The 11768-nt window shown below is 72.4% G+C and carries 11 protein-coding genes; 3 read left to right on the forward strand and 8 right to left on the reverse strand.

Annotated features, from left to right (window positions below; genetic code table 11):
• Nucleotides 1–44 precede the first annotated feature (44 nt).
• The gene (locus tag ACPXCS_RS19975) at nucleotides 45–1091 is read right to left on the reverse strand and encodes a S66 family peptidase (protein WP_425945584.1); all 1047 of its coding nucleotides are present in this window, start codon (nucleotides 1089–1091) and stop codon (nucleotides 45–47) included.
• Between the two features lie 102 nt (nucleotides 1092–1193).
• On the opposite strand from ACPXCS_RS19975, the gene aroQ reads away from it, so the two are divergent.
• Complete coding sequence (aroQ, locus tag ACPXCS_RS19980; RefSeq protein ID WP_425945585.1) at nucleotides 1194–1667, forward strand: type II 3-dehydroquinate dehydratase; 474 nt, start codon at nucleotides 1194–1196, stop codon at nucleotides 1665–1667.
• Between the two features lie 231 nt (nucleotides 1668–1898).
• Here aroQ and ACPXCS_RS19985 read toward each other — a convergent pair whose 3' ends face one another.
• Nucleotides 1899–2555 carry an MBL fold metallo-hydrolase gene (locus ACPXCS_RS19985; protein ID WP_425945586.1) on the reverse strand — a complete coding sequence of 219 codons (657 nt, stop codon included), beginning with the start codon at nucleotides 2553–2555 and terminating at the stop codon, nucleotides 1899–1901.
• Between the two features lie 35 nt (nucleotides 2556–2590).
• Entirely contained in the window at nucleotides 2591–3280 is a 690-nt protein-coding gene (locus ACPXCS_RS19990; protein ID WP_425945587.1) for a maleylpyruvate isomerase family mycothiol-dependent enzyme, read from the reverse strand.
• 222 nt (nucleotides 3281–3502) lie between these two features.
• Between ACPXCS_RS19990 and uvrA the strand changes: the two genes are divergently transcribed.
• A complete protein-coding gene (gene uvrA / locus ACPXCS_RS19995) occupies nucleotides 3503–6532 on the forward strand; it encodes an excinuclease ABC subunit UvrA (RefSeq protein ID WP_425945588.1) in 3030 nt (1009 codons plus the stop codon).
• 68 nt (nucleotides 6533–6600) lie between these two features.
• Here uvrA and ACPXCS_RS20000 read toward each other — a convergent pair whose 3' ends face one another.
• A complete protein-coding gene (locus tag ACPXCS_RS20000; protein WP_425945589.1) occupies nucleotides 6601–7152 on the reverse strand; it encodes a YceI family protein in 552 nt (183 codons plus the stop codon).
• Nucleotides 7153–7254: 102 nt separating this feature from the next.
• On the opposite strand from ACPXCS_RS20000, the gene ACPXCS_RS20005 reads away from it, so the two are divergent.
• The gene (locus ACPXCS_RS20005) at nucleotides 7255–8118 is read left to right on the forward strand and encodes a helix-turn-helix domain-containing protein (RefSeq protein ID WP_425945590.1); all 864 of its coding nucleotides are present in this window, start codon (nucleotides 7255–7257) and stop codon (nucleotides 8116–8118) included.
• A 23-nt stretch (nucleotides 8119–8141) separates the two neighbouring features.
• Here ACPXCS_RS20005 and ACPXCS_RS20010 read toward each other — a convergent pair whose 3' ends face one another.
• From ACPXCS_RS20010 to ACPXCS_RS20025, 4 genes are all read right to left on the reverse strand, one after another.
• Nucleotides 8142–9050 (reverse strand): carbohydrate kinase family protein, encoded by a 909-nt coding sequence (locus tag ACPXCS_RS20010; protein WP_425945591.1) that lies wholly within the window; start codon nucleotides 9048–9050, stop codon nucleotides 8142–8144.
• Complete coding sequence (locus ACPXCS_RS20015) at nucleotides 9047–10090, reverse strand: LacI family DNA-binding transcriptional regulator (RefSeq protein ID WP_425945592.1); 1044 nt, start codon at nucleotides 10088–10090, stop codon at nucleotides 9047–9049. Before ACPXCS_RS20015 ends, ACPXCS_RS20010 begins: the two co-directional genes overlap by 4 nt.
• A gap of 150 nt (nucleotides 10091–10240) precedes the next feature.
• Entirely contained in the window at nucleotides 10241–11197 is a 957-nt protein-coding gene (locus ACPXCS_RS20020) for a hypothetical protein (protein ID WP_425945594.1), read from the reverse strand.
• A gap of 278 nt (nucleotides 11198–11475) precedes the next feature.
• Nucleotides 11476–11628, reverse strand: a complete 153-nt coding sequence (locus tag ACPXCS_RS20025; protein ID WP_425945595.1) for a hypothetical protein — start codon at nucleotides 11626–11628, stop codon at nucleotides 11476–11478.
• Nucleotides 11629–11768: the final 140 nt, after the last annotated feature.

Genomic DNA, 11768 nt, shown 5'->3' on the forward strand with positions numbered 1-11768 from the left:
CGGTTACGGGGGCGCGCGGGGGGCGCGGTGTGGGCTCGTGGGCCTCAGTACATGACCGTGATGCGCCGGGCCGGTCCGTCCACGCGCACGGTGCCCCCGTACGGGATCACCAGTTGCGGGTCGGTGTGCCCGAAGTCCACGTCGAAGACGATCGTGGTGTCGGGAGCGTAGGCCCGCATGGCGCGCAGGACGGCCTCGCGCTGTCCGGACGCGTAACGGGCGGCTTCCTCCGGGCTGTTGCGGCGCTCCAGGGACCAGGTCTTCGCGCGGCCCATCAGCAGGGCCGAGAAGCGCTGCAGCAGCCCCCGCTCGCCCATGTTCCGGATCGTGCTGTACACCTCCGTGGCGCTCGGCATGTCCTCCGAGGTCTCCAGCAGCAGGACGCCGCCGTCGTACACGGAGAGGTCGTGCGAGACCTCCCGGTCGGCCATCAGCAGCCAGCCGACGATCTCCAGGCAGCCGCCCCAACTGCGGCCCTCGACGACCCGGTCGGGGTTGACCCAGGTCCAGCCGGTCCCGGGGCGGGTCTCCGGCTCGGCGTCGAAGGTCGCCGGATCGGCCCAGTCCCGGTCGATGTCCCGCCACCGCTCGGCGGGCTGCAACTCATAGGGGCCCGAGGTGAACAGGGCCGCCCGCAGGGACGCGGCGGTCTGCGGGTGAATGGCTCCCGGGCGGCCCAGCTCGCACATGACGCTGCCGCCGTGGTAGCCGACGATGCCGCTGGTGTGCAGGAACGCGAGCAGATTGGTGTTGTCGCTCATCCCGAAGAAGGGCTTCGGGTTGGCGCGGATCACCTCACGGTCCAGGTGGGGCAGCACGGTGATCTGGTCGTCCCCGCCGATCGACGCGATGACGGCCTTGATGTCCGGGTCGGCGAAGGCGGCGTGGAGATCGGCGGCCCGCTGCTGGGGCGTGGCTCCCATCCGGCGGGTCGACGGATACTCGACCGGTTCCAGCCCGTACTCGGTGCGCAGGCGCTCCAGCCCCAGCTCGTAGGGGAGCGGGAAGAGGCCCGGCAGACCGGACGAGGGCGAGACCACGGCGATGCGGTCACCCGGAGACGGCTTCGGTGGACAGGCAGGGCTCGTCATGCCGGGAGGCTACGGCCCGGCGGGCCGTCGGCGCACCGTGATAAACCGGCTGTGAGCAGCGGTCCGTCACGGGCCGCCCGACCCGACCGGACCGGAGGAACCGTGCCCCGCACCCTGGCCAACGCCCCGATCATGATCCTCAACGGCCCCAACCTGAACCTGCTCGGCCAGCGCCAGCCGGAGATCTACGGCTCCGACACCCTCGCCGACGTCGAGGCCCTGTGCGCCAAGGCGGCGGCCGCGCACGGCGGCACGGTGGACTTCCGGCAGTCCAACCACGAGGGCGAGTTGGTGGACTGGATCCACGAGGCGCGGCTGAACCACTGCGGGATCGTGATCAACCCGGGCGCCTACTCGCATACGTCCGTCGCCATCCTGGATGCCCTCAACACCTGTGACGGCCTGCCGGTGTTGGAGGTCCACATCTCCAACATCCACCAGCGGGAGGCGTTCCGGCACCACTCCTACGTCTCGCTGCGCGCGGACGGTGTCATCGCCGGATGCGGGGTGCAGGGATACGTGTTCGGCGTGGAGCGCGTCGCGGCGCTGGTGGGGGCGGCCCGGGCCGAGGCGTGAGCCCGGCCGCTCCGGTAGGTGTCGGGGACGCCGGGGCCGCCGGTCGAGGGCGGGGAACGACAGACCGGCGGCCCGTCCGCCCAGGAGCCGTCTTCCTGCGCGGCGCTGCCATCAGTTCAGCGCGTGCGGGGGCGGCGGGGGAGCGCATGTGCGAGACCGGCGTGTGCGAACGATTCACACGGGGCGCGTGCGCGGCTCACTCCGTCGTGCGTTCGCGCCCCGCGTGTCCCGTCACCACCCGCGCGCGTGCCACTCCGGCAGGTGCGGGCGCTCCGCGCCCAGGCTCGTGTCGTTGCCGTGTCCCGGATAGACCCAGGTCTCGTCCGGGAGGACGTCGAAGATCTTGGTCTCGACGTCGTGGATGAGGCTGGCGAACGCCTTGGGGTCCTTGTGGGTGTTGCCCACACCGCCGGGGAACAGGCAGTCCCCGGTGAAGACATGGGGGTGCCCGTGCGGGTCGTCGTAGACGAGGGCGATCGAGCCGGGGGTGTGCCCGACCAGGTGGCGCGCGGTGAGCTCCACCTGCCCCACCCGGATCGTGTCGCCGTCGTCGACCGGTACGTCGGTCCGGACAGGGATGCCGTCGGCGTCCTCCCGGCCCGCGTACGTGCGGGCCCCGGTGGCCGCCACGACCTCGGCGAGCGCCTGCCAGTGGTCGCCGTGCCGGTGGGTCGTGACGACCGACGCGATCCCGTCGTCGCCGATCATGCCGAGCAGCGTGCTCGCCTCGCTGGCCGCGTCGATCAGCAGCTGCTCGTCGGTGGCCCGGCAGCGCAGCAGATAGGCGTTGTTGTTCATCGGACCCACCGCGATCTTCGTGATCATCAGGTCCTTGAGCTCGTGCACGTCGGCAGGCCCGCCGACCGTCACCTGTCCGCTGTACGTCATGTCCGCCAGCCTATAGCGGGGGAGGGGCCCGGGTCCTACAGCGGGGGAAGCGCGGGAAGCGGCCCGCCGTCCACCGTCAGCGCGGTCCCGTCCCGGCGTCCGGCGAGCCAGCCCAGGAGGTCCGCCGGAGCGCCGGTGACGGTCACCTCGGGGCCGTCGCCCGGCCCGCGTCCCGTGCTCCACGCGCGCGTGCCGTCCGTCACCCGGGTCGACGGCACGTCGGGCTGCCCGGCGAAACGGTCCGCCAGGAAGTCGATCTCCCGCTCCGTGAAGTCCGCCGGCAGGTCCTCCAGCTCGTACCCGATGCCCAGGTCCACGTGGTGCAGCTCGACCTCCACCCACCGGCGGAACGGCACCCGCGCCGCGGCGTCCTTGACACCGTTGCGCAGCTCCACCGTGCGCGACCAGTCCGCGGGGGCGTCCCCGGCCTCCTGGAAGCGGGCCGCGCTCTTACGCAGGTCGGTGAGGTGGACGCCGAGGGCGCGCGGGGCGTCCCGTTCGATGTCGGCGTCCCGGGCCTCGGCGGAGGCGTACATGGGACGGCCCTCCAGGACGTTCACGAGGGCGTCCGCGTTCCGGGCGAGGTGGGCGAGGACATGGCCGCGGGTCCACCCGGGCAACCGTGACGGCTGCGTCACAGCGGCGTTGTCCAGGGAGCCGACTGCGGTCAGCAGCCGCTCCGTCGCGTCACGTACAGACGCCAGGTCATGAGCGTGATCAATCATGGTGCTGACCCTAGCCCCGCCACTCCTTCGGGTGAAGGTGGTGAGGGAGTGCCGTAAATCGAAAGCACGTGCTATATGGTCGGACGTGGCGTCGGGCATGCTGGAGAGCCGGGGTTTGTTGGCAACCCGTGAATCCGACCGGCGTTGTCAGTGGCTCCCCCTAGTCTGAGGAAGACGGGGGCCCCGCCCCTGTCACTTCTCTCAAGAAAGGTGCGGACCGGCGTGGCCGACCGTCTCATCGTTCGTGGAGCGCGCGAGCACAACCTGAAGAACGTCTCGCTCGACCTCCCGCGCGACTCGCTCATCGTCTTCACGGGCCTGTCGGGGTCGGGCAAGTCCTCGCTGGCCTTCGACACCATCTTCGCGGAGGGCCAGCGGCGCTACGTCGAATCCCTCTCCTCCTACGCCCGGCAGTTCCTCGGCCAGATGGACAAGCCGGACGTCGACTTCATCGAGGGCCTCTCCCCGGCCGTCTCCATCGACCAGAAGTCGACCTCGCGCAACCCGCGCTCCACGGTCGGCACGATCACCGAGGTCTACGACTACCTGCGCCTGCTCTTCGCGCGCATCGGCAAGCCGCACTGCCCGCAGTGCCACCGCCCGATCTCGCGCCAGTCGCCGCAGGCCATCGTCGACCGGGTCCTGGAACTGCCCGAGGGCAGCCGCTTTCAGGTGCTGTCGCCGCTGGTGCGCGAGCGCAAGGGCGAGTTCGTCGACCTCTTCGCCGACCTGCAGACCAAGGGCTACTCCCGCGCGCGGGTCGACGGCGAGACCGTCCAGCTGTCGAACCCCCCGACGCTGAAGAAGCAGGAGAAGCACACCATCGAGGTGGTCGTCGACCGCCTCACGGTCAAGGACGGCGCCAAGCGCCGCCTCACCGACTCCGTCGAGACCGCCCTCGGCCTGTCCGGCGGCATGGTCGTGCTCGACTTCGTCGACCTCCCCGAGGACGACCCCGAGCGCGAGCGCATGTTCTCGGAGCACCTGTACTGCCCGTACGACGACCTGTCCTTCGAGGAGCTGGAGCCGCGCTCCTTCTCCTTCAACTCGCCCTTCGGCGCCTGCCCCGACTGCACCGGCATCGGCACGCGCATGGAGGTCGACCCGGAGCTGATCGTCCCGGACCCGGACAAGAGCCTCGACGAGGGCGCCATCCACCCCTGGTCGCACGGCCACACCAAGGACTACTTCGGCCGTCTGATCGGCGCCCTCGCCGACGCGCTGGGCTTCCGTACGGACATCCCCTTCGCCGGGCTGCCGCAGCGCGCCAAGAAGGCCCTGCTGCACGGCCACAAGACCCAGGTCGAGGTCCGCTACCGCAACCGCTACGGACGCGAGCGCCGCTACACCACGGCCTTCGAGGGCGCCGTCCCCTTCGTCAAGCGCCGGCACAGCGAGGCCGAGAGCGACTCCAGCCGCGAGCGCTTCGAGGGCTACATGCGCGAGGTGCCCTGCCCCACCTGTGAGGGCACGCGGCTCAAGCCGATCGTCCTCGCGGTCACGATCATGGGCAAGTCCATCGCCGAGGTCTCCGCGATGTCGATCAGCGACTGCGCGGACTTCCTGGGCGAGCTCAAACTCACCGCCCGCGACAAGAAGATCGCCGAGCGCGTGCTGAAGGAGGTCAACGAGCGGCTGCGGTTCCTGGTCGACGTCGGCCTGGACTACCTCTCGCTCAACCGCGCGGCCGGCACCCTGTCCGGCGGCGAGGCCCAGCGCATCCGCCTGGCCACCCAGATCGGCTCCGGCCTGGTCGGCGTGCTGTACGTCCTCGACGAGCCCTCCATCGGCCTGCACCAGCGCGACAACCACCGGCTGATCGAGACCCTGGTCCGGCTGCGCGACATGGGCAACACGCTCATCGTCGTGGAGCACGACGAGGACACGATCAAGATGGCCGACTGGGTCGTCGACATCGGCCCCGGCGCCGGTGAGCACGGCGGCAAGGTCGTGCACAGCGGTTCCCTGAAGGAGCTCCTCGCCAACGAGGAGTCGCAGACCGGTCAGTACCTGTCCGGCCGGAAGGCCATCCCGCTGCCCGACCTCCGGCGCCCGCTGGACCCGTCCCGGCAGCTCACGGTGCACGGCGCCCGGGAGAACAACCTCCAGGACATCGACGTCTCCTTCCCGCTGGGCGTGTTCACGGCGGTCACCGGCGTCTCCGGCTCCGGCAAGTCGACCCTGGTCAACGACATCCTGTACACGCACCTGGCCCGCGAGCTGAACGGCGCGAGGAGCGTGCCCGGGCGGCACACGCGCGTGGAGGGCGACGACCTCGTCGACAAGGTCGTGCACGTCGACCAGTCGCCCATCGGCCGCACCCCGCGCTCGAACCCGGCGACGTACACCGGCGTCTTCGACCACATCCGCAAGCTGTTCGCCGAGACCACCGAGGCGAAGGTCCGCGGCTACATGCCCGGCCGCTTCTCCTTCAACGTCAAGGGCGGCCGCTGCGAGAACTGCGCGGGCGACGGCACCATCAAGATCGAGATGAACTTCCTCCCGGACGTCTACGTCCCGTGCGAGGTCTGCCACGGCGCCCGGTACAACCGGGAGACCCTGGAGGTCCACTACAAGGGCAAGTCCATCGCCGAGGTCCTGAACATGCCGATCGAGGAGGCCACCGAGTTCTTCGAGGCCGTCCCCGCCATCGCCCGGCACCTCAACACGCTGAAGGACGTCGGTCTCGGCTACGTCCGCCTCGGCCAGGCCGCGACCACCCTGTCCGGCGGTGAGGCGCAGCGCGTGAAGCTCGCCAGCGAGCTGCAGAAGCGCTCCACCGGCCGCACGGTCTACGTCCTGGACGAGCCGACCACCGGTCTGCACTTCGAGGACATCAGCAAGCTGCTGAAGGTCCTGTCCGGCCTGGTCGACAAGGGCAACACGGTCATCGTCATCGAGCACAACCTCGACGTCATCAAGACCGCCGACTGGATCGTCGACATGGGCCCCGAGGGTGGCGCCGGCGGCGGCCTGGTCGTCGCCGAGGGCACGCCCGAGCAGGTCGCCGCGGTCCCGGCCAGCCACACGGGCAAGTTCCTGCGGGAGATCCTCGGAGCCGACCGCATCAGCGACGCCTCCTCGGTGCGGGCACCGCGCCGGGCGGCGAAGAAGGCGGTCCCGGCCCAGGCCACGGCGAAGAAGACCGCCACCAAGCGGGTCAGCGGCACCGCCACCAAGAAGGCGGTCACCCAGACCGCCAAGACGGCGAAGGCGGCCGCGAAGAAGACCACGCGGACGACCAAGGGCTGACGGCACGCCACACGGACGCGCCGTGCCCCACGGGTGACTCCCGCGGGGCACGGCGCGTCCGTGTCCGGTCAGGCGCTCTTCGGCTCCACGAACTGCATGTCGAGCTGGATCTTCACCACCTCGCCGAGCAGCCCGGGGGCGAAGTCCAGCCCGAACTCGCTGCGCCGGATCTCCCCCGTCGCCTCGAACCCGGCGTGCCGGCTGTCGCCCATCGGCACGTCGACCAGCCCGCCGAACTCCACGGCGAGCGTCACCGGGCGGGTCACGTCGCCGATCGTGAGCTCGCCCTCCATCGTCCAGTCCTCACCCGCGCCCGACACCCGCGTCGAGCGGTAGGTCATCGTCGGGCGCTTGGCGACGTCGAGCAGGTCGGAGGCGCGCACATGGGCGTCCCGGTCGGCGTTGCCCGTGTCGATCGAGGCCAGGTCGACGGTCGCGGAGACCCGTACGTCCTCGACCCGCTCCCCGACGAACAGCTCGGCCTCCAGCCGCTCGAAACGGCCCCGGACCTTGGCGATGCCCAGGTGGCGGATGGTGAAGTTCACGGAGGAGTGGAACGGGTCCAGGGCCCAGTGCCCCGGAGCCAGCGGCAGGGTGGTGGTGGCGGTGTCATTCGTCATGCCCTCCACCCTGCGGGCCGCGCGGCCGGACAGGGAGACCGGCCCGAGGCTGGTAGTGACAGGGCCATCCTCCGCGCCCGTGGGCGGGGTACGTTCCTGTGGGTGAGCGACAACGAGTTGGGCACCTATCTGCGCACCTGGCGTGAAGCCGTCACCCCCGCCGAGGCCGGGCTCCCCGCCGGGCCGCGGCGCCGCACGCCGGGTCTGCGGCGCGCCGAGCTGGCCACGCTCGCCGGCATCAGCGTCGAGTACCTCACCCGGCTGGAACAGGGCCGCGACCGCAACCCCTCCGCCCAGGTGCTCGGCGCCCTCGCCGACGCCCTGCACCTGACCCTGGCCGACCGGATGCTGCTGCGCCGTCTGACCAAGGAGGCCGACGGCGGCGACCCCCTGGTCTGCGGCGCCGCCCCCGAACTCAGCCGCACCGCCCGCCCCACGGTGCGGGCGGTACTGGACCGCCTGGAGCCGGCTCCCGCGCTGGTGGTCAACTGGATCGGCGACGTCCTCGCGTACACGGCCGGGTACCAGCGGCTGGTCGGCCCCATCGGCCTGCTCGACGACGAGGCGCCCAACCTGCTGCGGTACCTGTTCACCGACGAACGGGCCCGCAGCGCCTACCGCGACTGGGACCGGGTGGCCGACGACCTCGTCGCCCGGCTGCGGCACGGTGTCCCGCTCAGGGACCCGCACCTGACCGAGCTGGCCGACGAGCTGACGGTGACGGCGGGGGCGGACTTCGCCGACCGGTTCGCCGACCTCGCCATGACACCGAGGGTGACGGGCACCCAGCACCTCGACCATCCCGAGGCCGGCCCCCTGAGGCTGCTGCACGAGAGCCTCGCGCTGCTCGACGAGGGGCAGCGCCTCATCATCCACCTGCCGGCGGACGACGCCACCGCCGCGGCCCTGGACCGCCTCGACGGCCGTCGTCCGGGCGCGCTGCGGGCGGTGGGGGAGGCGGGCTGAGCGACCGGAGGGGATACCGGTCCTCATCCCTCCAGCTCGTGCGCGTACGGCGGCTCCGCCCCCGCCCGCGAGCACGTGACGGCCGCCGCCCGTGCCGCGAAGCCGAGCAGCTCCGCCCAGCCGTCCGGCCCCAGCGCGGCCAGGGCCGGCCCGCTGAGCGCGTCACGCACCGCCAGACCGTGCAGCAGGGCCGCGTTCACCGTGTCGCCCGCGCCGATCGTGTCCACGACCTCCACCCGCTCGCCCGGCACGGAGTACGTGCCGCCGTCGGCGGTGAACGCGGTCAGTCCGTCGCCGCCCCGGGTGATCACGACCGCCGCCGGACCGGCCGTGAGCCACTCCCGGGGTGTACCGCCGAGCCACCGCGCGTCCTCCTCGGACAGCTTCAGCAGCGTCACCGACGGCAGCCAGCTCTTGAACCGTGCCCGGTAGGCGTCCGCGTCCGGGATCAGCCCGGCCCGGATGTTCGGGTCGAGCGCGGTGAACACGCCCCGCGCGGCCGCCGCCCGCATCAGCTCCTCGTACGCGCTCGCCCCCGGCTCCAGCACCAGCGAACAGGTGCCGAAGGAGACCGCGCGGGTGCCGTCGGGAAGCGCGGAGGGCGCGGTGAACAGCCGGTCCGCCGTCCCCTCGACGTAGAAGGAGTACGCCGCCGAGCCGTCCGCGCCGACCGTGGCGACGGCCAGGGTCGTGGGTTCGATCCCGCGCTGCACCGCCGAGACGTCCACCCCGGTCCCGCGCAGCCGGTCCAGCAGTGCCTCGCCGAACGCGTCGGACGACACCCGGGAGCAGAAGGCGGCGGGGGAGCCGAGGCGGCCCAGGGCGACCGCGGTGTTGTAGGGGCCGCCGCCGAGCGCCGGCTGCAGCGCCGCAAGGGCACCCGTGCCCTGCGGTACCAGGTCGATCAGTGCCTCACCGGCGACGACGATCACGACGGGGTTCCTTCCTCGGACGGGTCGGGGCAGCCGCACGACGTGCGGTGGACGAAGGCGCAGGGCAGTCGCAGGGTCCTGGCGGGCCGGTCCGGCTCGGCGAGCCGTTCCAGGAGCACGCGCACGGCCCGGGCGCCGATGTCCCTGCTGGGCTGGGCGATCGCGGTGAGCCGGGGCGAGAACAGGTCCGCCCAGGCGAAGTCGTCGAAGCAGCACAGCGCGAGGTCGTCCGGTACGGACAGGCCGTGGGCGCGCAGGGCGCGCAGCGCGCCGATGGTCATCGCGTTGTTGCCGGTGACCAGGGCGGTGGGCGGCACGGCGAGCGCCAGCAGGGCGGTGACGGCCTCCTGGGCACCGGCCGACTCCGAGTCGCCGTGCACCAGCAGCCGCTCGTCGTACGGCAGCCCCGCGAAGGCGAGGCCGCTGCGGTAGCCCATGATCCGCTCCGTCGTGGTGCTGAGCCCCGGCAGTCCGGCGACCAGCCCGATCCGCCGGTGCCCGAGCCCGGCGAGGTGGGTGACCAGCCGGGACGTCGGTTCCGCGTTGTCCGCGCACACCTGGTCGAAGCGCGGGCCGCCGTCCTCCTCGGGGGAGTCCACCAGCCGGTCGAGGAACACGGCCGGGACGTCGTGCCGCTGCAGGTAGGCGAGCAGCCCGCGCGGGTCGGCCGAGGGCGCGACGATCATGCCGTCCACCCGGCGCTCGTGCAGCAGCCGGACCACCTTGCGCTCGTGCTCGGGGTCGTCGTGCGGATCGGCGATCAGCAGGCTGTAGCCGGCGTCCAGCGCGGCGGCCTCGACGCCCTGGAGGATCTCCGTGAAGTACGGGTTGCTGATCGCCGACACCGCCAGCCCGATGGACCGGGTGCGGGACGTCACCAGCGCCCGGGCCAGGGTGTTCGTGGTGTAGCCGAGTTCCTCGACGGCGTCCAGGACCGCCTGGCGGGTGTGCGGCAGCACCGGGCGGGTGCCGTTCAGCACGTGCGAGACGGTCGCCACGGAGACGCCGGCGCTCCGCGCGACGTCGGCCATCGTCGGCATGCCGCTCCCTTCGCTCCGCTGCTCCGGCTCCTCCGCTGCTCTCGCAGGGCCTCAGGCGGGGAACGTACCGCATCCGCCGACGGACGTAAACGCTTGCGCAAGCGTTTACGTCACACGGCGAGCCGCAGGGCCGGGCTGCGGACCCCGCCGTCAGACTCCCGCCTCCCAGTCCCAGCCGATCCCCAGGAACCCGGCCCGGACCCGGGGCTCGACCAGGTGCACCGACCGGTGCCGCCCGCTCATCGCCAGGTCCTGGCAGCCGGTGCGGGGCGCGGCCGCCGAGTGCTGCGCGAACCGGTGACAGCGCAGCGGGAGGGCCGCGGCGTCGAAGGAGACCTGGAGTGCGTACTGGCCACCGGGGGAGTCGAAACCGCGGACGTACTCGCGCGACACGCCCGCGGTGCCGTCCTCCACGCCGTAGCGGAACAGGAACGTGTCCCCGGCCCGCAGCCGGGTGTCGAAGAGCAGCTCGGCCGCGAGCACGCCGGTGTCACCGTGCCAGCGCACCCGGCCGGTCCGGCAGTTCTCCAGGGCGTGCACCCGCATGCGCTCCGGCACGGCCCCCCGCTCCCCGTGGTGGACGGCGACGAACCGGTCGACGCCGTCGCGGTGGGCGCGCACGATGTGGTGCGACTCGCGCTCGGCCAGCTCGCGCCGTGCCCCGATCCGCAGCCGCTCGTGGTGCCCGAGGGTGTGCAGCCCCCCGTCCGGAGGGCACTCCAGCTCGGCCAGCAGCTGGTCCAGGACCCCGGAGGCCTCGACGAGGGAGCGGTAGGACCGGGCCGCGGACCGCTGTCCGGACGGGCTGTCCCCGGACGCGGCGAGCAGCCGGATCAGCGACTCCTCGGGCAGCTGCAGGATCTCCTCCAGCGCGCGGACCGCCCGCAGCGACTCGGGCCGCTGCGGCCGCCGCGCCCCCTGCTGCCAGTAACTGAGGCTCGTCACGCCCACCTTCACCCCGTGGCGCGACAGATGGTGCTGCACCCGCTGCAGCGGCAGCCCGCGGGCGGCGATCGCGGCACGCAGGGCGACGTGGAAGGGCCCGCCTCGCAGGGCCGAGTCCAGCTCGGCGGTGACGACGTCCGCGTGCTGTGGGGCGTGCGGCATGCAGGGGCCTTCCTGTGAGTCGGCGACGGCTGGTCAGACCGTTCGCGCGGGCCGCCCGGGACGCCCCGCCGGCGCGGGGCGGTCTTCACATCCGTACGCCGTCGTTCAGGGTCCCGAGTTCCTCCGCATTGAAGCGTGTTGACCTGGTCCCGACAACACCTGATGCCGGACAGTGATGTACGCCCGGCCGCACGGGAGCGCACATGCGAACGCCCGGGGCGCGCGCCCCGGGCGTTCACGGTCCGACGGCCCGCCTCGTGCGAGCGGCCGGCGCGCTCCTAGGAGCGCTCGGCGCCGCCCCGCTCCTCCAGCGACAGGCGCTTGGCCCGCACTATGTCGGCGTCGCGCGGGTCCAGGAGGTCGCGCAGCCCGAACGCCTCGTCCGCGTGCCGGCGGGCACGGACCGTCCGCCGGGTTTTCTCGATCCGCATCCGCTTCATCTGCGCAGCCCTCCGACCCGTGGCCCGAGCCGCTCCCCGTGGGGAGAGGCCGGTCCGCACCGACAACCTGTGCCCGCACCGGCACGGCCCGCGTCCGCCGGACGCCGCCGTGTCCCGTGGACAGCCTGCAT

It is taken from the genome of Streptomyces sp. DT190 (assembly GCF_049846985.1).
Classification (GTDB): domain Bacteria; phylum Actinomycetota; class Actinomycetes; order Streptomycetales; family Streptomycetaceae; genus Streptomyces.

Coding starts and splice junctions, on each gene's coding strand:
- ACPXCS_RS19975 (WP_425945584.1), bottom strand. CDS start 1,091: ATGACGAGCCCTGCCTGTCCACCGAAGCCGTCTCCGGGTGACCGCATC.
- ACPXCS_RS19985 (WP_425945586.1), bottom strand. CDS start 2,555: ATGACGTACAGCGGACAGGTGACGGTCGGCGGGCCTGCCGACGTGCAC.
- ACPXCS_RS19990 (WP_425945587.1), bottom strand. CDS start 3,280: ATGATTGATCACGCTCATGACCTGGCGTCTGTACGTGACGCGACGGAG.
- ACPXCS_RS20000 (WP_425945589.1), bottom strand. CDS start 7,152: ATGACGAATGACACCGCCACCACCACCCTGCCGCTGGCTCCGGGGCAC.
- ACPXCS_RS20015 (WP_425945592.1), bottom strand. CDS start 10,090: ATGCCGACGATGGCCGACGTCGCGCGGAGCGCCGGCGTCTCCGTGGCG.
- ACPXCS_RS20020 (WP_425945594.1), bottom strand. CDS start 11,197: ATGCCGCACGCCCCACAGCACGCGGACGTCGTCACCGCCGAGCTGGAC.
- ACPXCS_RS20025 (WP_425945595.1), bottom strand. CDS start 11,628: ATGCGGATCGAGAAAACCCGGCGGACGGTCCGTGCCCGCCGGCACGCG.